The following is a 23531-nucleotide window of genomic DNA, read 5'->3' as shown; positions in this document are numbered from 1 at the left end:
CTGCTGAATAAAGCAGCCGAATTTTTATACCTTACCAGGCGCATTCGAGCAAGCCGACATACAAACAAGTTGGCGTGATACTCTAATTTGAATATGACTCAGGAAAGAAATGCTGCGTCCTTAGCCACAAGGGATGTGGAGTATATGGAAATGGCCCTTGCCGAAGCTCGTGCGGCGCAGCAAGCAGGAGAAGTTCCCATTGGATGCGTAATCACGCTGGGTGAGCGCATCATGGCTCGCGCAGCAAATCGCACAATCAGAGATTGTGACCCAACGGCGCACGCGGAAATAGTTGCCCTCCGCGCGGCGGCAGCAGTGCTTGGCAACTACCGCCTCCTCGGCACGACTCTCTATGTCACGATCGAACCTTGCGCTATGTGTGCCGGTGCAATGCTGCAGGCGCGCGTCGCTCGGCTAGTCTACGGAGCCGAAGACCCCAAGGGCGGCGCCGTGCGCTCCTGTTTCGCGGTCCTCGACCATCCGAAGGTCAATCACAAAGTCGAAGTTGCTTCCGGCATCCGCGCCGAAGAGGCCATCGCCCTGATGCAAGACTTCTTCGCCCTCCGTCGCTAGCCACAAGCTCGAATTTCCATCGAGAGCAACCTATACGCAAAGGCGGAAATAGGGGGATTTGAAAGCGCATCGCGCGCAGCGGCCATCAAGATGTCGAATGCCCAGGCTGCTGTAGCCGCTCAACCCTGCAGGTTCAGAGAGGAATCACCAAGAACATGGCGGAGAGGGTGGGATTTGAACCCACGAGCCCGGTTTTGCCAGGCTACCCGCTTTCGAGGCGGGCTCTTTCAACCGCTCAGACACCTCTCCGCGCCAACAGCGTATGAAAAGATTACCAGACGCTCTCACTTGCAGCAACGACACGCCGCCAGCCGCCACCTCAAACGCGCAATTCTCTCAGCCAAGTCAGCGCTTATAGCCGATCTTTCGGACAAACTCATGCCGTGCCTTTGCTTCCGCTGGTCCTTCGACTCCCTTCGGAGAGTTCCCGTCCACAACCCCCAAAATTGCGCGTCCCTGCTCCGTCTCCGCAACGATCGCCTCGATAGGATTCGCCGTAGCGCAATAAATGCAGCAAACCTCAAAGCAATCCTTGATGCGGCCAAGCAAGTTAATCGGATAGGCATCGCGCAGCAGTAGCACAAAGAGATGCCCCGCACCAATGGACTGAGCATTCGCGATAGCGGCTCGGCGAAGCTCCTCGTCGTTCGCTTCCACGCGTATCAGGCAAGGTCCGGACGCCTCGTTAAAGGCAATCGCAAATTTCGCTCCGGGGACCGTGTTCACCACAGCCTCGAAGAGATCCTCGGCCGTCTTGATAAAATGAGCCTGTCCGAGAATAACGTTGGCTCCCACGGGCATTTCCAACCGTACCGCAACGATCTCCATTCTTGACCTCGATAGGTAAGTTCTTTCCGGTTCCGGGCAACAAATTTCCCTCGGTCGCCCAGCGCAGGATGGAACCCATTATCAGCATGGGAGTTGCAGAAGGCAAGGATGCTCGAAATTGGCGAACGGCGTGCTCGCATCGAATGGGGAAGATTCAGCATCCAATCATTGCCCTGTAATTTCTAGAGACTCCTCCCCTGCAGCGGGTGGTTAGAGGAGGAGGCGGACAGCGAAAGAAGCAAATGCAAGAACGAACGGGTCGCGCCCAATGCCGCTGATTTTCAGGACACTTCAACAAGCAAAGCGGTTCCTAAAAATCCTCTTTGGATTCACGCTCCTTGGTGTCGGCATCGTTTTGCTCATTGGCCCCGGGCCGGGCTGGCTGGTGATTCTGCTTGGGTTGGGCATCCTCGCCGCCGAATTTGTGTGGGCGCGGCAGCTCTTGGACCGCATGAAGGAGCAGGGCGCGCGTTTGCGTGACTTCGTTCTGACTCGCGGAAACGCCCGCGGCGCATAATCCCCCGCAATACAACCCTCCTGTAGTCTCACGACCACCAAATCGCCTGCCTTTTCAGTACACCCCTAACTTATTCCTGTTCAGGGACGCCTCGATTATGGTTCCATGCCTTTTGCAAAAAGCCATTCGGACAGGGGGTAATCATGGCCAGCGGAAAAAATAACGCTCCAAATCGCTGGGCGGGCAAATGGGCGCTCATTACGGGTGCCAGCGCTGGAATCGGTCAGGCGCTGGCCGAACAGCTTGCCTCAGGCGGTGCACACTTGGTCCTGACCGCGCGGCGCAAGGATCGCCTTGAAAAACTTGCCGCAAAATTGCGCCATGATCACGACATCAGCGTCGAAATCTTCGTCGCAGACCTGACCGATCCCACGGCGCCCGGCCAGATCCGCGCATTCACGCAGTCGAAGAAAATCGAAATCGAGTTGCTGGTCAACAACGCCGGGTTCGGCGATTACGGCCGGTTTCACGAAACAGATATTCGCAGGCAGTTGGATATGGTGCAGGTCAACTGCGCTGCGGTTGTGCATCTGACGCACCTCTATCTTCCTGACATGGTTGCGCGCCGCCATGGCGACATTTTAATTTTGGCCTCTGTCGCAGGTTTTCAGGCCGTGCCTTACATTTCGACTTACGCCGCGACGAAGGCCTTTGACCTTCGCTTTGCCGAAGGCATCGCGGAGGAAGCTCGCCGCTACGGCGTGCATGTCTGCGCCCTGTGCCCCGGTTCGACCACCACCGAATTTCGCGAAGTCGCTGGCCAGCCGGAAAACACGTTTCGCGGCGCGGAAACGGCGGAGAAAGTGGCCCGCGTCGGATTGCGCGCCCTTGCCGCTGGCAAGAGCAGCGTGATCTCCGGTCTCAAGAACAATCTGAGCGTCGAAGGCCAGCGTCTCGCACCGCGCCGCATGGTCGCGCGCGTGGCTGCCGGAATGTTCGAACCAAAAAAATGAGTCTGCCGCGTTCATGAAATTAGACCAGACACAACGCGATTCCGCCACGCGACGAAATCTGACGCGCCGGGAATTTATGTCTGCATCTGTAGGCAGTGCGTTCGCGCTCGCTGGTTCCTGCATCAACATTCCCGAAAGCTCCGCGGCGACGAAAAGCCGACAAACGTCGGCGGCCCTCGTCTCTTCCCCACAATCTTCGGCAAGCGCTGCAACCTCGCCATTCGGCGAAAACTTCCTTTGGGGCGCGGCCATGTCCGCATATCAAACCGAAGGCGCACCGCACGAAGATGGCAAGGGCGTCTCCGTCTGGGACGTCTTTTCGCATACGCCCGGGAAGATTCGCGATAACCAGACCGGCGATCTCGCCTGCGATTTCTATCATCGCTACGCCGAAGATGTCGGCCACATGCGCGAAATGGGGCTAACCGCATTTCGTTTCAGCGTTTCCTGGCCGCGCATTTTCCCCGAGGGCACTGGCCAGCCCAACCCGAAGGGCCTCGATTTCTATAGTCGTCTGGTCGATGCCCTCCTCGCCGCGAACATCCAGCCGATTGTCACTCTATTCCACTGGGATACGCCTCTGGCTCTGCATCGCCGCGGCGGCTGGCTGCATCGCGACATGCCAGAGTGGTTCGGCGACTATGCCGCCACTGTAACCCGCGCACTTTCCGATCGCGCCACCTATTGGCTGACGATCAACGAGCCGCGCTCGTTTATTGGCGGCGCGTATGTCACTGGCGTGCAAGCTCCCGGCGAGAAATTGCCGCGCCGCGAATACATGCGTGCCACGCACATTACATTTCTAGCGCAAGGCCGCGCTGTCCAGGCCATTCGCGCGAATTCGAAGCGACCTGTTCAGGTCGGTTATCTCAACGACGTTTCTCCCTCTCTTCCCGAAAGCGAAACTGCGCCGGATGTGGACGCTGCGCGTGCCTCCACTTTTGCGAGCCCGCTCGACCATTTTTCAGGCGCGCATTGGTGGCGCGAAAATGCCTGGTGGTTCGATCCTGTTTTTCTCGGCAAGTACCCCGAGTACGCGCTCCGCGCGCTCGCTGCTGATGCACCGGAAATCAGAGCCGGCGACATGGAAACGATTCGCCAGCCGCTGGATTTTCTCGGCGCCAATATCTATGGCGGCTGGCTAATCCGCGCCGCAACGAACGGCACAGCGGAAGCAGTTCCCTTTCCTGCAGGGTTCCCGCTAACAGCGTTCGGCTGGCAAGTGACGCCCGATGCGATGTATTGGGCGCCCAAATGGCTTTACGAACGTTACAAGACCCCTATCTTTATTACGGAAAACGGCTGCGCGACGCGCGACTGGATTTCGCTCGATGGAAAAGTTCACGATCCCCAGAGAATCGATTTCACCGCGCGCTACTTGCAGCAACTCGCGCGCGCCGCGCGCGACGGCGTTCCTCTGCTCGGCTATTTGCATTGGTCGCTGCTCGATAATTTCGAATGGCAGGAAGGTTACACGCAGCGTTTTGGCTTGACCTTCGTGGACTATCCGACTCAGAAACGGATTTTGAAGGACTCCGCCCGGTGGTACGCTCGCGTGATTGCTTCCCGCGGCGCTCTCCTCGCCGCGCCGGAAGCAACTTAAGCTCTCGCGCGCTGTTCCGGACGCCTGCTCGACCTCTTACGATAAAATCTGTGCACTTTCGCTCGGTTGCCGCAGTCTGCCATGCTGCACCAGCGCCTGCGTCCCGCGCGCGAACGATCGACAAAAAGCCATCCGCAGTGAACGTCGTCACATTGGCGAATCTTGCGCCACAATCCCGAAGTCAATAGCTCCGTCGCGCTGAGGAGAATCGGCCCTAACGCGCGGTCCGGATCGCTCTTCTTCATATCCCACTGCCAGCTAACCTCGCGTCCGGCGACCACCAGCCGTCGTTTCTTCACAACCTTGCTGAACCTGACGTTCAGCCTTTGAAGCAGGCGCTCCGCGGGACGCGCACCGCCAGTAAGCGAACAAAAAAGGTGATAGAGATCCTCGCGTATTCCGTGAATTGTCTGGAACTGCTGCGCAGTCAATGGCAGGGATTCATCGTCTTTCAAGAGCCCGCGCATGGACGCCCAACGATTGAATTCGCCCACGGATACGAAATAATCGCGCGGAGTGCCTAACCTGTCTGCAACCGTGTTCACAAAGTCGAGCGCCAGATTCCCCGCGATGAATTGAAAATCCTTGGTCGCTGGCTTTTTGGCTTCTTCGCGCTTTCTCATGCTCCGGCGCGAGCTGCACGCGCCTCCCCGAGAGCGTTTCTTACCGCTCCGTGGGCGCAAGTGTCAACATGCTTCGTTCCCGCGCAAAAGAAAACAGCCGCTGGAGCAGCAGCGCGAAGAAAACGGCGTCGAACCCCGCATAGGCATATTGCGTTCGGGAGACGCCGACACCGAACGGAAACCAAATTCCGGGAATGTGCAGCAGGGACAGTTCTGACGCGAAGAGGCCGATCGAAATCAGCACGATGGACGCCAGCGTCAGCCATTTCTCGCGGTTCTTCTGTGTCAGCCCGCGGAAAATGATCCAGCACGTGAGAAGCGCAAACAGCAACCGAATCAAAGTAATTCCGAGGCCTGTGAGAGCATTGACCCAGTGCGGGAAATCACCGTAAAACCAGGAGCGCCGCAACGATTCCATAACAATATAAAGGACCGTAATGATGCCGACCACTTTGGGCATCCACGCGCATTCATGCAAGCGCAGCCAACTGCACCAAGCCATTGTCCACGCCCCCAGGCTCAGCGGAACAAAAAGCACAATTGTCGCCAGCTCAAATCCTTGAACGCTCTCGAATTGCCACCAAAAGAAAACGGCCTGATTCGCGCGCGCGAAAGCGATCGAAATCAATGCAGCCGCCAGCCAGCGGTAGGCAGGATTGCTGCGATCAAACGGGATCAACATGCAAGCCATAGCGGCAAGCAACAAAAAGAAAAGCCCTTCGCTGGCATCGACGATATAGCCCTTGATCACCTGCGACCACTGGATATGATAAAGAGATTCCGCGCCTGCCGTCGTACCAAGCGCGGGCGCGATATGGATTCCTCCGGCGTCGGTCGCCCCCAGCGCCCAAGGGCCCATCCACGCGCGAACCGCTATGAGCACGGAATTTCCGCTGCCGGAAGGCGTGGAACCGAATGTTTGTGCCAATGGATAGATCTTGGGCAGATGTATGTTGTACGCCGTGGGAGGTTGTCTTGAAAAATCGCCTACGCCACCGAGCAACCTGCCGTTGACGAAGATTTGATAAGCATAATCAACATAAAATGGGCCGCAAATCGCGAGGCTCTCTCCCGCCGGTGCGCTAGCGGAAACGCGCAGCCGATACCATGCGTAGCCGGAGTAGCCGCTATGCCCCCGCGCACCCCATCCCGGAACATAGCCAGTCAGCCCCACATCTGAATCATGCGCGCCGGTCGGAGGCGTCAGATCCACTGTTTCCCACGAGGAGTCGTCGTAGCCAGCCTGTGCCCAGCGCATATCATCGCCGACGTGAAATTTCCACGGCCCGTTGAGTGGCACAACGGCATCGCCAAGTCCAACCGACATGCCGCCTGCCGCTGCAGGCACCGGGTTCGCGGGCCGATTGGTCTGTGCTGCTGCAGCCGCTCCTGCCAGGCCCAGAAAGAATAGTGCCGAAGCGATCATTGGTCTCCAGAGCAGCTTCGGGGAAATACGTCCGCGCACCGATTCACGTCTGTAATGAACGAAAGAGAATTTACGAATAATCGACGCGAATCTTCTAACCTGTGTAAGTGCGTTCATACAGTTAGTCTACACATAAAGAGGCCAGGATCAATAGCCAAATTTCTCGGAAATCCCAAACGTGCGTTGCGAGCGGAAGGCGCTTGCCTCTCGAATCGCAGACCGTGCAGCCGTGCGAAATCTATTCCTCGTCGAGGGCTTTCGCGCTGGCGAGTTCTTGAATGACGCTCATATCTTCGAGCGTCGTCACGTCCCCGGAGACGCCGCCCTTCTCTGCCAGTTCACGCAGCAAGCGGCGCATGATCTTCCCGCTGCGCGTCTTCGGCAGCACATCGGCGAAACGAACTTCCGACGGCCGCGCAATCGAGCCAATGGCTGCGGCCACATGCTCGATCAGAGCGCTGCGCAACGCCGCAGAGTGAGTGTAGCCCGACCGCAGCGTGACAAAACACACAATCGCCTCGCCCTTGATTTCATCCGGACGCGCGACCACCGCCGCTTCAGCCACAGACGGATGACTCACCAGCACGCTCTCAATTTCCATCGAGCTCAAGCGATGCCCCGCGACCTTGATGACGTCGTCCACTCTCCCGAGCACCCAGATGTAGCCGTCGGCATCGCATTGCGCCGCGTCGCCAGTGAAATAAACGCCAGGAATGCGGCTCCAGTAGTCGCGCTTGAAGCGTTCATCGTCGCCAAAAATTGTACGCAGCATCGAAGGCCAAGGCTTTTCGATGATGAGATAACCTGTCTCGCCCGGCCCAACGGGTTCGCCTTGCATCGTCACCACGCGCGTAATTACTCCCGGAAGCGGCAGCGTCGCCGAACCGGGTTTCGTCGGCGTCGCGCCCGGCAGCGGCGAAATCATGATCGCGCCCGTTTCCGTTTGCCACCATGTATCGACGATGGGGCAGCGTTTCTGCCCGATCACATCGAAATACCACTTCCACGCCGCCGGATTGATCGGCTCGCCCACCGTGCCGAGCAATCGCACGCTCGACAAATCATGTTTCGTAATCCAGTCGTTTCCCCACGCCATAAACGCCCGCACGGCCGTCGCAGAACTGTAAAAAATCGAAACCTTGTAGCGCTCGATAATCTTCCAAAACCGGTCCTTCTCCGGAAAATCCGGCGCTCCCTCGTACATCACGCACGTCGTGCAATTCGCCAGCGGCCCGTAAACCAGGTAGCTGTGCCCTGTGACCCACCCGACATCCGCAGTGCACCAGTACACATCATCGTCGCGCAGATCGAAAACAATCTGCGTCGTGTACATTGCCCCAAGTAAATATCCAGCAGTCGTGTGCAACACGCCCTTCGGTTTGCCGGTCGTTCCGCTGGTGTAAAGAATGTAGAGCGGTTGCTCCGAGTCAAACGGCGTCGCGGGGCAATGCGGCGAAGCTTTCTCCTCGATTTCGTGCCACCAGAGATCGCGTCCCTTTGTCCATGCAACCTCCTCGTCCGTGCGCTTCACGACAATCACTTTTTCGATGGTCGGGCAGCTTCCCACGGCTTTGTCCGCCGTCTCCTTCAACGGTACGATGTGCCCGCGCCGATACCCGCCATCCGCAGTAATCAGAATCTTCGATTTCGCATCGCCGATGCGATCGATGAGCGCGGTGGCGCTGAATCCCCCAAAAATGACGGAATGAACCGCTCCGATGCGCGCGCAGGCGAGCAGCGTAATCGCCAATTCCGGAATCATGGGCATATAAACGGCGACGCAATCGCCCGCCTTCACACCCAGGCTCAGCAGCGCGTTCGCAAACCGGCAGACGTGTTCGTGCATCTCGCCATAGGTCAATCGAACTTTCTTGCCGTCTTCCCCTTCCCAGTACAGTGCGACTTTCTCGCTGTTTTTCGCCAAATGCCGGTCCAGGCAGTTATACGAGACGTTGAGCTTCCCTCCCACGAACCATTTCGCATGCGGTAGATCCCATTCCAAAATTTTCTTCGGCGCCTCGAACCAGTCCAGCATTTTCGCCTGTTCGCTCCAGAACCCTTCGGGGTCGTTCTTGGCGCGCTCATAGAGTTTTCTGTATTCCTCAAGAGAGCGGATTCGAGCGCGGCGCTGAAATTCGGGCGGAGGAGCGACCGGTTTTTCGTTGAGCACATGCGGATCAAATTCCTGCACGAATGCCTCCGGGCGGCCCGCTCCTGGTGGATATTGCCAGCTGGCAGCGCAGCCTTTGGACGGAAAGCCTCTGTCCGTCCCTAAGGTACGAGAGCGTGGGTAGCTTGGTCAAGAATCCCTATATGCCGCAACCCACGCGTGGTTCAGGGGTTTAACCTGGGGTTATGGTCGTCCGCGGGCTCAAGGGCCCCCCGGCCTGCAGATTTAGCGGAGACCGTTTTCCTGGAACTTTCGCCTCTCTCAAGGTGAATGGTATAAGTAAGGCGCAGCGGATACGTCCAATAGGCAGATATGGCGGACAGGGCTGAACCCCGAGACGAGGATCTGCTGCGTCAGTTGGCGGCGGGCGATGAGGAGGCATTTCGCTCCTTCTATCACCGCCATCAGCGCTCTGTTTATCGCTTTGTGCTGCACATGACCGGACAGCCAGAGGCAGCCGAAGAGGTCGTTCAAGAGGCATTCATGACCCTGATCCGAGAAGCCGCAAGATTCGATCCCGCGCGAGGCGTACCGCAGGCTTTCCTCTTTGGCATCGCGCGAAATCATACTCGGCGGCTTCTGGAACGAGAAGGACGGTATTTGCCTCTCGCCGATGACGTTGAATCGCAGTTGGGCGCGGATCATGCGTCGCTCACCTATGGGCTGGGTGAGAATTTTTCTGACAGCCTGGTCCGCGCTGAAACTTTGGAACAGCTGCGCCGTGCGATCGTTGCCCTGCCTCTGCACTACCGTGAGGCTGTGACCGTCTGCGATCTTCAGGGACACGACTACGCAGGCGCGGCGAAGATTTTGGATTGCCCAATTGGCACGGTGCGCTCGCGCCTTGCTCGCGGACGGGAAATGCTGGCGGCGCGTTTGCGGCCCGTCGCTGCGGTGAAAAAATCGGCCGGCGGCAAGCGATGAACGGAATGGGTGAAACAGATATGAACTGCGTTGAATTTCAGGAGATCGTACACGAGCTGGCACACCAGGAAATGCGTGGAACGGTCGGCGCACTGGATAAGCCACGGGCAGTCATCGCGCGATTTCATGTCGAGACATGCCAGGAATGCGCGGCGCGGTTGGCCGAAGCGCAATCGCTGGCATTGGCTCTTGCGGCCGCGGCAGAAGACTCTGAACAGTTCGAAACTCCCGCGTATGTGGAACCGACGCTGGTATCTGTGTTCCGTGAGCACCACCAAAGTCTCGAACGCGCGCGTCATCGCCGGCGCCAGACGCGGCTTCGCTGGCTAGAGTGGTCGTCGCTAGCCGCAGCCGCTGCGGTTCTCCTCGCCATTGGCATTTGGAATTTGTCGCGGCCTCATCCCGGCATAACAAATAGAAAAACCGGAATAGCTCCGGTTTCCGTCGCTGCGATTCCCTCGAACGCGCAACCCGTAGTCCGAGACTCTGCTCCCGAAGAAACGGCGGAAGACCTGACTTCGGATTTCGTGCCAGTTCCCTACGCCGAAGGATTGGCTCCCGGTGATCCGGGCATGATCGTTCGCGTTCAGATGCAGCGCGGCGCTTTGGGCAGTCTGGGCTACCCGGTGGATGAAGCGCATGCTGCGGATGTTGTGCAAGCGGACCTGCTCGTCGGGGAGGATGGCTGGCCTCGCGCCGTGCGCTTGGTGCAACCACAATGAATGCGCCGATATCCAGTACGTCAATTGGGCCTTCGGATCTTGCAGAACGATTTTGCTTCGCGAATTATTTTGGGAGGAGTTCCATGTTGAAGAGCAAACTTGCATTCTATGTCGCAGCCGCGTTTCTCGCCTTCGCGATGTGCACGAGCGCACAGGCGCAATCCTCGGATGCGCAGACACAGCAGCAGCCGCAGACGTATATGAGACACGGCGGGCCTGGAATGGGACCCGGAAGTTTCGCGTTTGAAAGAATCGTCGGCGGCTTTGGCGGAAAGGTTGTCGCCAACGCGCCATTTTCGGCGCAGTTCACGCGCGAATCGGTTCAGGTCCTAAGTGACGGCACGCGCATCGATCGCAAGGAAAGCGGTACAATTGCGCGCGACTCTTTGGGTCGGACGCGGCATGAAATGACTCTGCCGGCCATCGGCCCGCTTGCTGCTTCCGGACAAGTGCCGCACATCGCATTCATCCAGGATCCTGCGGCAGGCAAGAGCTACATCCTCAACGAAAACAAGAAGACCGCTAGAGTCTTAAATCTGCGGAGGCGATCGAATATGCAGGCCTTCGACAGTGGAGGCCCCGGAGCATCCGGCCGTTTCGCAGGTCACAGAGGAAACGGGGTTGACGTGCAAACAAAATCGCTCGGGACGAAAACGATGGACGGCTTGACCGTTGAAGGGACACTCAAGACTCGCACGATTCCCGCAGGCCAGTTTGGCAACGACAAGCCGATTGTCATTACCACCGAGGAGTGGTATTCGCCTGACCTGCAAATGATGGTTTCCGTCAAGCGCACTGATCCGCGCTTTGGCACCACGACGTATCAGTTGGCGAATATTGATCGCACGAATCCGCCGCAATCGATGTTCATGGTGCCGCAGGACTATACGGCTGCCCCCGCGCGCGGACCGCGGTCCGGCTCAATGCGCCCGCAAGAACAGCCGGATAGGCAGTAGCGTCAACCGGTCGAGTTTGTTTCCGGCTGCGCATCCGGCCGGCAAACATACCTCTGCTGACGTCCGCACCCCGGCGTAGCTGAGGTAATATGCGGAGGGCGCGCTCCCCGCGCGCCCTTTTGCTTCTTCCATCTCCGGCGCCGGAGTTCCGTTTCGATCTTTGCCAGAAATGGACAGCGCATTTGCAGCGAGGGTGAAATGGACGAACAGGCTCTCGAAGAACAACTCCGCAGTGAAGGCTTTCGCACAACTTACATCTGGCAAGACGCCGCCGGCGCGTATTACCCGGAGCACACCCACGCGTCCGAAACAGCTCACATCATCCTCAGCGGCCAAATGACCCTGACCATGGACGGCAAATCGTGCACATTTTCGGCCGGCGAACGTTGCGATGTTCCCGCCGGCAGAGTCCACTCTGCGAAAATCGGATCGCACGGCTGCCGGTATCTGATCGGCGAGCGTTAAAAGTTTCGTGCATGCTTTGTGGCGTCAAAAGGCGGCGCTGGTAGAACCGTCGGCTAAGAATTGTTGAGCGCGCGGTCCAGCAGCTCGACGACGTGTAAAACTTCCTGCCCCGTCGCGTGCAACTTCGCTCCCGCGCGCAATTGCAGCATGCATCCGGGATTCGCCGTGACGATAATCGGCGCTTCCGTTGATTTCGCGTTCCGCATTTTCTCTTCGAGCAGCTCCATCGACGTGGCTGTCTCCGTCACGTTATAAACGCCCGCGGAGCCGCAGCATTGCTCCGCCAGCGGCATTTCCGCCAGATCCACTCCCGGAATCGCGCGGATTAGTTTGCGCGGCGCCTCGCGAATCTTCTGCCCGTGAAGAAGATGGCAGGAGTCCTGATACGTAACTCGCAGTTTCATCTCCCGCAGCGGTGCGCAGAATCCGAGCTCGCAAAGAAATTCCGTCACGTCGCGCACACGATGCGCAAATTCCGCCGCGCGTTCGGCGTCGCCCGCGCATTCGCCGCCTTCGCGCTCGGTCTCGAAAAGATGCGCGTACTCTTTCAGCGTCGATCCACACCCGGCCGCGTTGGTCACGATGGCATCAAACGGTTCGGCCAAAAACGCCGACATGTTTTTCCGTGCCAGTTCCCGAGCCACATCCCGCTCGCCCGCATGTGCCGCCAGCGCGCCGCAGCAGAATTGATCCGCCGGGACCACCACCTCGCAGCCATTCGCTTGCAAAACGCGAATCGTCGCGTCATTCAGCGCCGTGAACGTCACCTGCGCGAGGCAGCCCGCAAAAAACGCCACCCGTGCGCGCCGTTCTCCCTGCGCAGGGAATGTCTTGCCCAGCCGCGAAAAGAAAAACTCGCGGTCAATCCGCGGCATTAGCTCCGCTCGTTTGCTCATGCCGGCGAGGCGCAAAATGCCTGTCCCGCGCGCAACAGCCTCAAGCCCAGACCGTTGATAGAAGCGAACCAAACGCGCCATTCGCGCGATGCGCCGCGAATCCGTCAGCAATCGGCGATAGACAAAATTGCGTATCCATCGCGACTTCCGCGGCCGCTTGAAATTTCTGGCAATCTGCGCGCGCGCCAATTCGACGAGTTTTCCATACTCAACGCCCGACGGGCATGCCGTCTCGCACGCGCGGCAATCCAGGCAATGGTCAATGTGCGTGACAAAAGTTTCATTCAGCTCCAGCCGCCCTTGATCCACCAGCGCCATCTGCCGAATCCGCCCGCGCGGCGAATCCGCTTCGTTGTGCCACAACCGGTATGTCGGACACGCATTGAGACACAGCCCGCAATGAATGCAGCGCGAGTAATCCGCATATTCCGGCTTGTCGCCCGCCGTGAATCCGCTGAGCGTCTCCGCGAATTCGCGCTGCGCTTCTTCGTGAGTCAGTGGCGGCACTCCAGGCATCGAGTCAGAGGCCTCCTACAAACCGGCCCGGCGCGAAAATATCGTGTGGGTCGAACGCTCGCTTCACGCGCTGCATCAGCGGAAAGTCCTCGCGCGGCGCGCCCCAGACGTTAATTTCGCGCTTCAGTTCGAGTGGGCATCGAATGATCGTCGCATATCCGCCCAGCGCCGTGATCGCCTTCATGATTTGCCCCGTCGCTTGCCGGCAGGCCTGTGTCGCATCGCCAGTGCGGCGCGGAAGCATCGCGAAATAAATCACTCCCGCGCCATTCGTCAGCGTCACATGATCCACCGGCGCTGCCCCAACGATGCTTCGCGCCTTGGCATGCGCTTCTTGAAGCTGCGACGCTCGCACGCTCAGCTTCATCACGATGGCTCCGGGCGAGAGCGCGGAAACAATCGCAACAAATTCACGCTTTCGCCCAAACTGCCCGGGAATTTCATCTTCGCCGATCGTATCGACACGAATCGCGCCGCTATCCGCGGCCATCTGCTGCAAATCGCCCTCATAACGCGCCAGAACATCCGTGCTCCCCCAAAATCCGCACGAAATCGTCCACTTGCCATGCGCCGGCAAATCCGCCGTCACCACTTCGGGAACAACCTTCGCCGCCGTGGCGCTCGAAAACAATTCCCCTGTGCCGGGACTGCCAAGATCAAGAGTCAAAAGCGAAAGTTTCGAACGCATGATGCGCTCTCGCAGTTCGAGCGCTTTTTCCATCGTTTCGAACGCAGCAAAAAAACCTCGCGCCAAGGCTGGCCGCGGAAACGTTTTGAAATTGACTCGCGTGATGACGCCAAGCGAACCAATCGCGCCGAGCATCAGCTTGTGCAAATCGTAACCGCTCACATTTTTCACCACGCGCCCGCCGCTTTTCGTTACTGCGCCGTCGCCAGAGACAAATTCCATCCCCAAAACAAATTCTCGCGCTGTTCCGTAGGCATGCCGCAGCGGCGAATCCACGCCGCTCGCCAGCGTTCCACCGACGGTTGCGCAATCGAAAAAAGGAACACCCAGCGGCAAAAATTGCTTGTGCTCCGCAAGCGTCGCGGCTAGTTTCGCCAGAGGAATTCCTGGCTCGACGCTGAGCGTCAAATCGCCCGGATCGTATGAAATCACCCGGTCCAGACGCGTCATGTCAATCGCCAGATCGTACCGCGCCGGCGGCATGCCGATGCCAAGCATGGTTCGTGCACCAATGGGAATGACGGCGAGTTTTTCCGTCGCCGCATATTTCACAAGTCCCGCAATTTCCTCCGCTGTTTCGGGCCGCGCCGCCGCGCCGGGCCGCACGCCGTCCACTTCGTAGGCGGCGAGTTTGTCCGCGCCATCCACCGCGTTCGCTGGGCCGACAATCTCCGCTACGCGCGGCGCCGCAATTTTTGCCCCGGAACTCATGCGGGATGGTTCTCCGTGTGCGCCGAATCGGTTTCCGCATTGTGTCTCTGAGGCCGCGCACGAACTTCGCCGCATCCTTTGCCTGTGGGAAAAATCTTGCCGGGATTGAGCAGTCCGGCGGGATTGAATTCGTCTCGAACTCGCTTCATCAGCGCCATATCCGTTTCGCTGAAGAGAAAAGGCATCAGTCGGTCCTTCTCCATACCGACTCCGTGTTCGCCCGTAATAGTTCCGCCCATTTCGATGCAGAAGCGAATAATCGCTTCGGCCGTCAAGACAGCGCGATGGAACTGTTTTGGGTCGCGCGCATCAAAAAGAATGATGGGATGCAAATTGCCGTCGCCGGCGTGGAAGATATTGCCGATTTCAAATCCATTCTCTTTGCCGATGCGGCCGATTTCGCGCAAAGTCTCCGGCAGCTTGGTCCGCGGGATCACTCCGTCCTGCACGTAGTACGTCGGCGACAATCGTCCCACTGCGCCGAACGCATTTTTCCGGCCTTTCCACAGCAGGTCTCGTTCTTTCTCATCTCGCGCCACGCGCACTTCTCGAGCGCCATGAAGCTTGCAGACCTCCGCAATCTGAGCAGAATGCTCCTCAGCAGCTTCGCGCAGGCCATCAACTTCAATCAGGAGCACCGCCGCGCTGTCGAGCGGAAAGCCTGCATGCACCCAGGCTTCCACCGCGCGCAGCGTCCAGCCGTCGAGCATTTCGCATGCCGCAGGCGTAATGCCTCGCGCAGTGATCTCAACGACCGTCTCAGTGGCGTCGTCTACGCGATCGTATACAGCGAGAAGAGTTTTCACCGTTTCCGGCAGTCGCGTCAGCCGCACGGTGATTTCCGTCACCAGCGCGAGCGTGCCTTCCGAACCGACAAACAATCCGCATAAATCGTACCCCGGCGCATCGGCAGCCTTGCCTCCGATGCGCACAAGTTCGCCCGTGGGCAGAACCATCTCCAGTCCCAGCACATGGTTCGTCGTCACGCCATAAGCAAGCGTGTGCGGCCCGCCTGCATTTTCCGAGACGTTTCCGCCAATCGTGCACGCTCGCTGGCTCGAAGGGTCCGGCGCAAAATGCAATCCTGCATGCGCAACGGCAAGGCTCAGATCCGCGTTCACCACCCCCGGCTGCACCACCGCGCGCTGATTCTCAATGTCCATTTCGAGAATGCGGTTCATGCGCGCAAAGGAAACGACAATTCCTCCTTCGCGCGCCAGTGCACCTCCGGAAAGCCCCGTTCCGGCTCCGCGTCCTACAATCGGGGTCTTGTACTGATTTGCGAGTTCGACGATGCGGACAACGTCTGCTGTCTTCGTAGGAAATACCACGCATTGCGGCCGTGCAATTTCGACCGATCCGTCGTACTCGTACAGAAGCATATCTTCCGGCCGGCTCAAGACGCCGTCACGGCCAAGCAGGTGTTCGAGTTCGCGGAGAAGATGGTGGTCCATGAGAGGTATGACGCGCGAAGTTCACTATAGTCGCGCGCGTCCCGCGCCGTCAACGTGGGTTCCCGCCAAACGCCTGGCGGGTCGCTGAAAAAAATCTCTAAATTGTCATTCTGCGCGTAGCGAGAAATCTGCGGTTCGCAGCTTGCTCACGCAGAACCGTAAATCGCACTCCCCTGCTTGGAGTGACGCAAAGCACCCCGGCATCATGCAACTCATGACTTATTGTGCGACGCAAGATGGAAGGCGCCGATGGTGGCGAGCCCAATCCAAATAAGCCCTTCCACGAGAAAAATCATCCCGATCGTCCGCCAAATGATAAGGCGTGCTCTGTACGAAAGCGGTTGATCGCTGTTCAGGTTCGCGCCTGAATCATCTTTCTTGCCCAGCCAGCGCTCCCATAGATGCGAAAGTCCCTGGGCGATATCCGTCGCGGAAAGAAAAATTGCCAGCCCAACGCTCAGTATGCATGTGCCCACGAGGTACTGAATGAGAGGATCGTGCATCTTGCGCGAATATAGACCGAAGCGTTGCGAGGCGCAATCCTCAGAATGCGTCACTGTTCATTTTTCGCTAGTCAGTTGAGTGCGACTATGCTACCGTCCGAAAAGCGTTCAGGAATACGGATCGGTAAAAAGGAACCGGGTGAGCAGGCAGTTCGCAAATCAAAAACCGCCCCGGAGCGAACCTCCCGCAGACAGAATCCCCCGAAAGCACTCGATTTCTAATCGCCACACCTCGAAATTAGAATTGCTCGTAAGTTACACAAAACAAAGGGCCGTTCATTTTCTAATCGCCACATTTCGCGCCGTTTTCGCGTTTTGCACTTTGCCAGGAACTGCATCCTCTGGTCGCATAGCCCCTCTTGACCGCAGCTCTTTTGAGGCATCCATCCAATGAAACCAAAAGTCTTTGCGACTCACGGGCTGTTCCCTCCAGCACGCACGCTGCTGGAAAAGAATTTCGACGTGGATTACTGGACGCGCGAGGAACGCCCTCCTCGCGATGAACTCCTGCGCCGCGTGGCCGACAAAGACGCACTGATTTGCTTGCTGACGGAAAAAGTGAATGACGAATTGCTCGATCGCGCGCCGAAGCTGCGCATCGCTGCGACGGTTTCCGTCGGCTACGACAATATCGACGTGCCCGCCTGTACGCGGCGAAAAATTATCGCCACGCATACGCCCGGGGTCTTGGACGACACGACAGCAGACTTTGCATTCGCTCTGCTGATGGCCGTTGCGCGGCGCGTCGTTGAAGGCGATGCTTGGATGCGCACCGGTACCTGGCCGGGCTGGAATCTCGATCAACTGTGCGGCGCCGACATCTGGGGTAAGACCCTCGGCATCATCGGCTTTGGCCGCATTGGCAGGGCGGTAGCGAAGCGCGCGCAGGGATTCGACATGCGCATTCAGTATTCCGATGCAAGGCGCGTGGCCCCAGAAGCCGAGCGCGATTTGCACGCTGAGTTTGTTTCTCTGGATCGCTTGCTTGCGGAATCCGATTTTATCAGCGTGCACGTCCCGCTCCTGCCGGAGACGCGCCATCTCATCAACGCGCAGACGCTTGCAAAAATGAAGTCCGGCGCGTATCTCATCAATACATCGCGCGGACCCGTAGTGGACGAGGCCGCACTTGCGGCCGCGCTAGACGCAAAAACAATTCGCGGCGCGGCGCTGGATGTCTTTGAAAGCGAGCCGAAAGTACTGCCCGCGCTCGCGGGACGCAAAGATATTGTCCTCACTCCACATATCGCCAGCGCCTCCGTCGAGACGCGTACGAAAATGGCGGTGATGGCCGCGGAAAACGTGATCGCGCTTTTCGAGGGACGCCGTCCGGCAAACGCGCTGAACCCCGAAGCTCTTGCCGCAGCGACCTAGCGAGGCGCCACCAAAATTCATTGCAATGACCGACCGCAAAACTCTCGCCCGCAACATTTTTCTCTCGACGCTCGCAGGAATTAATATACCGGCCACGCTCGCGCAAAACCTGGGTTTTCAAGGCGGCAAAATCCACGCGGGAAATTCGATCATCGATTTGCGCGAGTATCGCGAGATTTTTGCGGTCTCCATCGGCAAAGCCGCATTCGCCCTCGCGGATGGTCTCAACCGTGCGCTCGCGCCCGAATTTCATGTTCGTGGCGTACTTGCCGGGCCGTCAAAACCGCCGCACAGGCTCGAAGGCTGGGAGATTTTCGTCTCGGGCCACCCTGTGCCCAACGAAGAAAGCTTTCGCGCCGCGCGGGCAATTCTCGAGCTGCTGAAAAAAACCGACGAACACACGCTCATTTTTTTCCTGCTCTCCGGCGGCGGCTCATCTTTGTGCGAGTTGCCGCTTGACCAAGGCATATCTCTGGACGACTTTGTGAAATTGCATCACGCGCTCGTGACGTGCGGCGCGCCCATCGAGGAAATCAACGCGATCCGCAAGCATCTTTCCGCCGTCAAGGGCGGGCGCCTTGCCGCCGCAGCGCCGCGCGCGATGAAACTGACATTTGGCGTGACCGACGTGCCGGAAGGCCAAGAGACAGCCCTGGCGTCCGGACCAACGCTGCCCGATCCGACGACGATCGCCGATGCAGAAAGAATCGCGCGACAGTATCGCTTGCTCGACAAGATGCCCGCTTCGCTGCAGGAGAAATTCGAAAATCACCGACTCGTCGAAACTCCGAAGGCCGGAGACACAGCATTCGCTCGCGCGCATTTCGAATTGTTGTTGGGGCGGCGCGAATTGTTTCACCATGCGCACGTGGCCGCCGAAGCGGCGGGATATTTCACGGTGTGCGACAACTCCACGGATGGCTGGTCCGTAGAAAGAGCTGCCGAGCATCTTCTTCAAGAACTGGAACGTCTGATGCGATCTCAGGCGGGCAAGCCGGTGGCATTGATCTCCGACGGCGAAGTCAGCAGCACCGTGACGGGAACGGGGCTCGGCGGGCGAAATTCAGCCTTTGTTCTCGCGTGCGTCGAACGAATCGCAGGGCGCGAGATTACAGTGCTCAGCGCAGGGACGGATGGCATCGATGGCAATAGCCCCGCCGCTGGCGCCGCAGCCGACGGCGAAACGTTCGATCGCGCGCGAAATGCGAAAATGAATCCGCAGGAATTTTTTCAGAACAGCGATGCCTTCACTTTTTTCGACCGGCTCGGCGACGCGATCATGACCGGGCCGACCGGAAATAATCTGCGCGACCTCCGCATCCTTCTCGCCGGGTGAATGAGCGTGGGATTTACAGCAAGCTCTTCACCCAGCCACCATCGACAGGAATCGAGCAGCCGTTGATGTAGCTGGCGCGCTCGGATGCAAGAAATGCGACCATAGCGGCAAACTCTTCCGGTTTGCCGATACGGCCAAGCGGCACTTGCGTGCCCAAGCGCTCCAGGATTTTTTCGCGCTCAAGGCCGGCATTCTTCGCCTGCACGCCGATGAGTTCATCAAGGCGCTCGGTGAGTGTATACCCCGGGCAAATGCAATTCACAGTGATGCCGCTTGGGCCGAATTCATTCGCAAGTGTGCGCATGAGTCCCGTGACCGCGGCGCGTATGGAATTGGAGAGCAGCAGATTGTCGATGGGCTGCTTGACGGAGACGGAAGTGACGGCCAGCAAGCGACCCCAGCCGCGCATCTGCATGCGAGGAAGAACTTCGCGTGCAAAATAAACTGCGCTCATCAATGTGAGGTCAACGGCCGCGCGCCATTCGTCCAAGGAGATTTCCAGAAATTTTTTCGCGGGAGGACCTCCCGCATTGGTGACGCAAACGTCGACGGAGCCGAAGCGCTCTTCGACGGCCACAACGAAATCGCGGACAGCCTTCGCATCCGTAACATCGAGTTCGCGGTGAAAAACCTCGCGGCCGGTAGCTGTGCGAATGGACTCTGCGGCTTTCCTAAGATTCGCGGATGAACGCGCGCAAATAGCGACTTCCGCGCCTTCGCGCGAGAGCGCTTCCGCCACTGCGCGTCCCAGCCCCTTGCTTGCTGCAGCTACGATAGCCACGCGTCCCTTCAAACCAAGTTCCATTAGATTGGACTCCTTATTCGTCAGAGATATATTCAGGCAAGTTATTTTTGGCCGCGCAAATAGGCGTCGGTCTTCTTGATCCAATCCTCGCGAGGCGGCCCGAAAATATCGATGTCTATCGTATCTTCAAGCGCCACCGCCGAGTGTGGAACATTCGACGGAATCAGAAGCATCTCGCCGCCGCGAACAACTCTGTCGCCATCATCGAAGCTCAGTTTCAGCGCGCCGGAAAGGATCCACGTGATTTGCTCGTTCACATGCGAATGGCGAGGAACAACGGCTCCCTTCGCGAGAGCGATCCGCGCGAGCATAGCCTTTTCGCCAAAAATCATCTTTCGCGAGATTTGCTCGTTGAGTTTTTCCGTTTCGATCTTTTCCCAAGATGTGACATTTGGCATAGCAGCTCCCTTCGAAAAGTGAATCTGGAATCCTCCAATGAAAGAGACGCGGCGTCAATGGGCGAGAAATGGAATGCAGATAAAAACGCGAGGTGAACGAGATGCGTTTGCGGAAGCATGAGCAACTCCATTAAGATGCGCGGCGAGCCTTTTGGATTCCAGCTAGCTTCGCGCCAGCGAGGTCGTGGATGAATCTGTTTGCGTGGATTGCAGCGGTCATCTTCTTTCTACAATTGCCCAATCCTCTTTTCTGGCTGGTCGTGCACCCGCTTGCTCGTTTTTGGCGAGGCCGAATAAGAGCGGCGTACGTTACGGCGGTCAGCGTAGCTTGGAGCGCCGTGACAGGGCTGCTGATTACATTCCACAGCAAAATTTTTCGGGGTGAAGGTCCCAGCAAAACCGAAATCGGAATCGGACTACTCTTGATTGCTTTCGACTTGTGGCTTTTCGGGAAAGTGCACCGTGATCTGGGAACTTCGCGGCTGATTGGCAAGACAGAGCTTTCCGGTGGCGGCGAAGTGGCGCGGACTGGGATCTATTCGTACATGCGCCATCCTCGATACGCAGGCATGATTGCGTCCGTGGCTGGAGCTTGCTTGCTGGCTGCGACGCGACTGATGTGGGCGATTGCGGGAGTGTGGCTGTTGCTTGTAGCGACCGTCATTGCACTTGAAGAACGAGAATTGCGCGTGCGTTTCGGCCCGGCCTACGAGGAATACTGCCAGCGCGTGCCGCGGTTTCTGCCCTACCGGCTGCTGACTAGAACAAAGTGAGGTATTGGATGGCGATCATCGACGTTTTGTGCGGCCGGCCGCTGCGCTCCTCCGAGGAAAGAGGAGAGAAATTGGGCGCCGCAGCAGGGATCTCCGTTTTCGGCCTCGATGCGCTCAGCTCCGCGGCGTACGGCCCGGAAGCAGCTCTGGCATTGCTGGCTTCGCTTGGCGCGCTGAGCGCGGTCTATATTCTTCCCATTACAATCAGCATCATCATCCTGCTTTGGATCGTCTATTTTTCCTATCGACAGACGATTGAGGCGTACCCCAATGGCGGCGGGTCTTACACTGTGGCGGGACAAAACCTGGGGCCAGCGGCAGGATTGCTCGCAGCCGGCGCGCTGATGATCGATTACGTTTTAACCGCCGCGGTTGGAATTTCCGCAGGAGTGGGTGCACTGGTTTCCGCCGTGCCGTCGCTCGAACCGCACACAACAGGAATCTGTGTCGGGATACTGGCCCTGATAACTCTTATCAATCTGCGCGGTGTGCGCGAAACGGGCATCATCTTCATGGTTCCTACATGGCTTTTCGTTGGAACACTGCTCACGATGCTGGGCATCGGAATTGCGAAAACCCTGGCAGCCGGCGGACATCCCGTTCCTGTGGAAGCGCCTCCTGTTTTGCCAGCCGCGACGGGAGCTGTAGGCCTGTGGCTGCTCCTGAAAGCGTTTTCCAGCGGATGCACGGCGATGACGGGAGTAGAGGCCGTCAGCAATGGCGTTAAAGCATTTCGCGAACCGGTCGCGAAAACGGCGCAGAGAACGCTGACGATAATCGTGATGGTCCTGGTGGCGCTGCTCGCAGGCATCGCATTTTTATCGCGAGTCTATCATATAAGCGCGACGAATCCCGGCCCTGGATATCAAAGTGTGCTTTCGCAACTTACTGCCGCGGTCGCCGGACGCCATACTTTCTACTACCTGACGATTGCGTCGATCCTTCTCGTGCTTTCGCTTTCTGCGAACACAGCCTTCGCGGATTTTCCGCGCCTGAGCCGATTGCTCGCCCGGGACGGCTATCTTCCGAGCCCTCTGGCTGTTCAAGGACGAAGGCTTGTGTACACGTCTGGAATCCTCGTGCTGGCGCTGCTTTGCGGAGCGATGCTCATCCTTTTCCACGGAGTGACGGACAGACTGATTCCGCTTTATGCCGTAGGAGCATTTCTGGCATTCACGCTTTCGCAGGCGGGAATGGTGGTTCACTGGCGGCGCGCGGGCGGGAAGAAATCGCGCGCGGCGATGTTCGTGAATCTCTTCGGAGCTATTTGCACGGGGGTCACGATAATCGTCGTGGTGACAACGAAGTTTGTCGAGGGCGCATGGATCACCGTGCTGATGATTCCTTCGATCATTGCTCTCATGTATGGAATCCGGCACCACTACGATCGGGTGGCCGAGGAAATCGCGGACCCGGCGCCGCTGGTTTTGCACGACCTTCGCGCGCCAATCGTTGTGATGCCCATGATTACGTGGAACAAGATCGTTCGCCAGGGACTGCAATTTGCACTCAATCTCTCTTCAGAAATTTATGTTTTGCACGTGGATTGCGGGAATGAGCAGGAGATGGATGTACGAAAGAGCTGGAGTGAGGACGTCGAGACGCCCATGAAGAATGCCGGCTTGCCAGCGCCGAAATTGACGATACTGAAGTCTCCCTATCGTTTTGTGATCAACCCGATTGTGGATTATGTCCTCAGGATCACGTCGAAGGAACCGGACCGGCAGATCGCTGTGATCATTCCGGAGCTTGTGCAAAAGCGGTGGTACCAATATTTCCTGCACAATCAGCGCGCGGAATGGCTGAAAGCCGCGTTGTTGTTAAAGGGCAACGAGAAAGTCGTAATCATCAATATTCCGTGGTATTTGAAATCATGACTTCGAATCAATGGCGAGAGACTTCAGGAGTGGCGGAGAGGGTGGGATTTGAACCCACGGTAGGATTTCTCCTACACACGCTTTCCAAGCGTGCTCCTTAAGCCGCTCGGACACCTCTCCGTGGAAAACGCGTCATAGAAGCGTAGCAGATTGAGCGAAGAGCAGCAATCGAGGCAGAATTTGGGCAGTGGGCCAGTTTGAATTTTGACTCTTTGTGTCCCGAACGAGGGAATTCCAACACAGAATTCTTGAGTCAAGAAATTTGGCAAAAGAATCGGACGTTTCATTATACTTCTTAAGCTGCTTTCCTCGCTTCCGGGGTGGTGCAATTGGTAGCACATGGGCCTTTGGAGCCTAGAATCTTGGTTCGAGTCCAAGCCCCGGAGCCATATTTCCTGCTCCATTTAATCGAAAAATGTTCCGCGCGTTGGGAGACAACA

General features: G+C 57.9%; 22 protein-coding genes and 3 tRNA genes. 13 read left to right on the top strand and 12 right to left on the bottom strand.

All coding sequences use genetic code 11. The features are described from left to right. The first annotated feature begins 93 nt into the window (after positions 1 to 93). A complete protein-coding gene (gene tadA, locus VGR81_12780; protein ID HEV2289813.1) occupies positions 94 to 573 on the top strand; it encodes a tRNA adenosine(34) deaminase TadA in 480 nt (159 codons plus the stop codon). A gap of 156 nt (positions 574 to 729) precedes the next feature. Here tadA and VGR81_12775 read toward each other — a convergent pair. Together VGR81_12775 and VGR81_12770 are read right to left on the bottom strand one after the other, a co-directional pair. Further along, positions 730 to 822: transfer RNA gene (locus VGR81_12775), tRNA-Ser, on the bottom strand. 96 nt (positions 823 to 918) lie between these two features. Beyond that, the gene (locus VGR81_12770; protein ID HEV2289812.1) at positions 919 to 1401 is read right to left on the bottom strand and encodes an adenosine-specific kinase; all 483 of its coding nucleotides are present in this window, start codon (positions 1399 to 1401) and stop codon (positions 919 to 921) included. A gap of 268 nt (positions 1402 to 1669) precedes the next feature. On the opposite strand from VGR81_12770, the gene VGR81_12765 reads away from it, so the two are divergent. The 3 genes from VGR81_12765 (at position 1670) to VGR81_12755 (ending at position 4474) form a co-directional block, all read left to right on the top strand. Further along, positions 1670 to 1918 (top strand): PGPGW domain-containing protein, encoded by a 249-nt coding sequence (locus VGR81_12765; protein HEV2289811.1) that lies wholly within the window; start codon positions 1670 to 1672, stop codon positions 1916 to 1918. A gap of 143 nt (positions 1919 to 2061) precedes the next feature. After that, a complete protein-coding gene (locus VGR81_12760; GenBank protein HEV2289810.1) occupies positions 2062 to 2871 on the top strand; it encodes an SDR family oxidoreductase in 810 nt (269 codons plus the stop codon). 76 nt (positions 2872 to 2947) lie between these two features. After that, positions 2948 to 4474 carry a GH1 family beta-glucosidase gene (locus tag VGR81_12755; GenBank protein ID HEV2289809.1) on the top strand — a complete coding sequence of 509 codons (1527 nt, stop codon included), beginning with the start codon at positions 2948 to 2950 and terminating at the stop codon, positions 4472 to 4474. Here the strand turns inward: VGR81_12755 and VGR81_12750 are convergent. The 3 genes from VGR81_12750 to acs all read right to left on the bottom strand — a co-directional run bounded on the left by VGR81_12750 (position 4471) and on the right by acs (position 8714). After that, positions 4471 to 5097, bottom strand: coding sequence for an ABATE domain-containing protein (locus tag VGR81_12750; protein ID HEV2289808.1), 627 nt, complete (start codon positions 5095 to 5097; stop codon positions 4471 to 4473). The two genes, VGR81_12755 and VGR81_12750, sit on opposite strands and share 4 nt — an antisense overlap. Before the next feature lie 40 nt (positions 5098 to 5137). Beyond that, positions 5138 to 6523, bottom strand: a complete 1386-nt coding sequence (locus VGR81_12745; protein HEV2289807.1) for a hypothetical protein — start codon at positions 6521 to 6523, stop codon at positions 5138 to 5140. A 238-nt stretch (positions 6524 to 6761) separates the two neighbouring features. Then, a complete protein-coding gene (gene acs / locus VGR81_12740) occupies positions 6762 to 8714 on the bottom strand; it encodes an acetate--CoA ligase (protein HEV2289806.1) in 1953 nt (650 codons plus the stop codon). Between the two features lie 291 nt (positions 8715 to 9005). Between acs and VGR81_12735 the strand changes: the two genes are divergently transcribed. The 4 genes from VGR81_12735 (at position 9006) to VGR81_12720 (ending at position 11760) form a co-directional block, all read left to right on the top strand. Further along, positions 9006 to 9617 (top strand): sigma-70 family RNA polymerase sigma factor, encoded by a 612-nt coding sequence (locus VGR81_12735; GenBank protein ID HEV2289805.1) that lies wholly within the window; start codon positions 9006 to 9008, stop codon positions 9615 to 9617. A gap of 5 nt (positions 9618 to 9622) precedes the next feature. Beyond that, entirely contained in the window at positions 9623 to 10339 is a 717-nt protein-coding gene (locus VGR81_12730; GenBank protein ID HEV2289804.1) for a hypothetical protein, read from the top strand. Between the two features lie 83 nt (positions 10340 to 10422). Next, complete coding sequence (locus VGR81_12725; GenBank protein HEV2289803.1) at positions 10423 to 11295, top strand: hypothetical protein; 873 nt, start codon at positions 10423 to 10425, stop codon at positions 11293 to 11295. A 198-nt stretch (positions 11296 to 11493) separates the two neighbouring features. Beyond that, positions 11494 to 11760, top strand: a complete 267-nt coding sequence (locus tag VGR81_12720) for a cupin domain-containing protein (protein HEV2289802.1) — start codon at positions 11494 to 11496, stop codon at positions 11758 to 11760. Between the two features lie 53 nt (positions 11761 to 11813). Here VGR81_12720 and VGR81_12715 read toward each other — a convergent pair whose 3' ends face one another. From VGR81_12715 to VGR81_12700, 4 genes are all read right to left on the bottom strand, one after another. Beyond that, positions 11814 to 13172, bottom strand: coding sequence for a (Fe-S)-binding protein (locus VGR81_12715; GenBank protein HEV2289801.1), 1359 nt, complete (start codon positions 13170 to 13172; stop codon positions 11814 to 11816). A gap of 4 nt (positions 13173 to 13176) precedes the next feature. Continuing rightward, on the bottom strand, positions 13177 to 14571 hold the full coding sequence (locus tag VGR81_12710) for an FAD-binding oxidoreductase (protein ID HEV2289800.1): 1395 nt from the start codon (positions 14569 to 14571) through the stop codon (positions 13177 to 13179). Then, positions 14568 to 16025 (bottom strand): FAD-linked oxidase C-terminal domain-containing protein, encoded by a 1458-nt coding sequence (locus tag VGR81_12705; GenBank protein HEV2289799.1) that lies wholly within the window; start codon positions 16023 to 16025, stop codon positions 14568 to 14570. The genes VGR81_12710 and VGR81_12705 overlap by 4 nt, the downstream gene beginning before the upstream one ends. Positions 16026 to 16237: 212 nt before the next feature. Then, positions 16238 to 16582 (bottom strand): hypothetical protein, encoded by a 345-nt coding sequence (locus VGR81_12700; GenBank protein ID HEV2289798.1) that lies wholly within the window; start codon positions 16580 to 16582, stop codon positions 16238 to 16240. A gap of 336 nt (positions 16583 to 16918) precedes the next feature. Here VGR81_12700 and VGR81_12695 point away from each other — a divergent pair, with 336 nt between their 5' ends. Both VGR81_12695 and VGR81_12690 read left to right on the top strand, forming a co-directional pair. After that, on the top strand, positions 16919 to 17902 hold the full coding sequence (locus tag VGR81_12695; protein HEV2289797.1) for a D-glycerate dehydrogenase: 984 nt from the start codon (positions 16919 to 16921) through the stop codon (positions 17900 to 17902). A 25-nt stretch (positions 17903 to 17927) separates the two neighbouring features. Then, complete coding sequence (locus tag VGR81_12690) at positions 17928 to 19238, top strand: DUF4147 domain-containing protein (protein ID HEV2289796.1); 1311 nt, start codon at positions 17928 to 17930, stop codon at positions 19236 to 19238. Positions 19239 to 19251: 13 nt separating this feature from the next. Here the strand turns inward: VGR81_12690 and VGR81_12685 are convergent, their stop codons facing one another. Continuing rightward, the gene (locus tag VGR81_12685) at positions 19252 to 20043 is read right to left on the bottom strand and encodes an SDR family oxidoreductase (protein HEV2289795.1); all 792 of its coding nucleotides are present in this window, start codon (positions 20041 to 20043) and stop codon (positions 19252 to 19254) included. 41 nt (positions 20044 to 20084) lie between these two features. Continuing rightward, positions 20085 to 20441, bottom strand: coding sequence for a cupin domain-containing protein (locus VGR81_12680; protein HEV2289794.1), 357 nt, complete (start codon positions 20439 to 20441; stop codon positions 20085 to 20087). Positions 20442 to 20629: 188 nt separating this feature from the next. Between VGR81_12680 and VGR81_12675 the strand changes: the two genes are divergently transcribed. After that, a complete protein-coding gene (locus tag VGR81_12675; protein ID HEV2289793.1) occupies positions 20630 to 21214 on the top strand; it encodes an isoprenylcysteine carboxylmethyltransferase family protein in 585 nt (194 codons plus the stop codon). Between the two features lie 8 nt (positions 21215 to 21222). After that, positions 21223 to 23091, top strand: a complete 1869-nt coding sequence (locus tag VGR81_12670; protein ID HEV2289792.1) for an APC family permease — start codon at positions 21223 to 21225, stop codon at positions 23089 to 23091. A 30-nt stretch (positions 23092 to 23121) separates the two neighbouring features. Here the strand turns inward: VGR81_12670 and VGR81_12665 are convergent. Then, positions 23122 to 23211: transfer RNA gene (locus VGR81_12665), tRNA-Ser, on the bottom strand. Positions 23212 to 23405: 194 nt separating this feature from the next. Between VGR81_12665 and VGR81_12660 the strand changes: the two genes are divergently transcribed. Further along, a tRNA-Gln gene (locus VGR81_12660) sits at positions 23406 to 23480 on the top strand. Positions 23481 to 23531 lie beyond the last annotated feature (51 nt).

This window comes from Candidatus Acidiferrales bacterium, from assembly GCA_035934015.1.
Lineage (GTDB): Bacteria > Acidobacteriota > Terriglobia > Acidiferrales > UBA7541 > DAHUXN01.
The sequence above is the reverse complement of the archived record's forward strand: the minus strand, read 5'-3'. Positions and strand labels throughout refer to the sequence as shown.

Excerpts from the sequence above, each read along its gene's own strand:
- VGR81_12745 (HEV2289807.1), bottom strand. The coding sequence starts at position 6,523 with ATGATCGCTTCGGCACTATTCTTTCTGGGCCTGGCAGGAGCGGCTGCA.
- VGR81_12725 (HEV2289803.1), top strand. The coding sequence starts at position 10,423 with ATGTTGAAGAGCAAACTTGCATTCTATGTCGCAGCCGCGTTTCTCGCC.
- VGR81_12720 (HEV2289802.1), top strand. The coding sequence starts at position 11,494 with ATGGACGAACAGGCTCTCGAAGAACAACTCCGCAGTGAAGGCTTTCGC.
- VGR81_12760 (HEV2289810.1), top strand. The coding sequence starts at position 2,062 with ATGGCCAGCGGAAAAAATAACGCTCCAAATCGCTGGGCGGGCAAATGG.
- VGR81_12690 (HEV2289796.1), top strand. The coding sequence starts at position 17,928 with ATGACCGACCGCAAAACTCTCGCCCGCAACATTTTTCTCTCGACGCTC.
- VGR81_12705 (HEV2289799.1), bottom strand. The coding sequence starts at position 16,025 with ATGGACCACCATCTTCTCCGCGAACTCGAACACCTGCTTGGCCGTGAC.
- VGR81_12715 (HEV2289801.1), bottom strand. The coding sequence starts at position 13,172 with ATGCCTGGAGTGCCGCCACTGACTCACGAAGAAGCGCAGCGCGAATTC.
- tadA (HEV2289813.1), top strand. The coding sequence starts at position 94 with ATGACTCAGGAAAGAAATGCTGCGTCCTTAGCCACAAGGGATGTGGAG.
- VGR81_12670 (HEV2289792.1), top strand. The coding sequence starts at position 21,223 with ATGGCGATCATCGACGTTTTGTGCGGCCGGCCGCTGCGCTCCTCCGAG.
- VGR81_12685 (HEV2289795.1), bottom strand. The coding sequence starts at position 20,043 with ATGGAACTTGGTTTGAAGGGACGCGTGGCTATCGTAGCTGCAGCAAGC.
- VGR81_12710 (HEV2289800.1), bottom strand. The coding sequence starts at position 14,571 with ATGAGTTCCGGGGCAAAAATTGCGGCGCCGCGCGTAGCGGAGATTGTC.
- VGR81_12755 (HEV2289809.1), top strand. The coding sequence starts at position 2,948 with ATGTCTGCATCTGTAGGCAGTGCGTTCGCGCTCGCTGGTTCCTGCATC.
- VGR81_12695 (HEV2289797.1), top strand. The coding sequence starts at position 16,919 with ATGAAACCAAAAGTCTTTGCGACTCACGGGCTGTTCCCTCCAGCACGC.
- VGR81_12680 (HEV2289794.1), bottom strand. The coding sequence starts at position 20,441 with ATGCCAAATGTCACATCTTGGGAAAAGATCGAAACGGAAAAACTCAAC.
- VGR81_12765 (HEV2289811.1), top strand. The coding sequence starts at position 1,670 with ATGCCGCTGATTTTCAGGACACTTCAACAAGCAAAGCGGTTCCTAAAA.
- VGR81_12735 (HEV2289805.1), top strand. The coding sequence starts at position 9,006 with ATGGCGGACAGGGCTGAACCCCGAGACGAGGATCTGCTGCGTCAGTTG.
- VGR81_12730 (HEV2289804.1), top strand. The coding sequence starts at position 9,623 with ATGGGTGAAACAGATATGAACTGCGTTGAATTTCAGGAGATCGTACAC.
- VGR81_12750 (HEV2289808.1), bottom strand. The coding sequence starts at position 5,097 with ATGAGAAAGCGCGAAGAAGCCAAAAAGCCAGCGACCAAGGATTTTCAA.
- VGR81_12770 (HEV2289812.1), bottom strand. The coding sequence starts at position 1,401 with ATGGAGATCGTTGCGGTACGGTTGGAAATGCCCGTGGGAGCCAACGTT.
- VGR81_12675 (HEV2289793.1), top strand. The coding sequence starts at position 20,630 with ATGAATCTGTTTGCGTGGATTGCAGCGGTCATCTTCTTTCTACAATTG.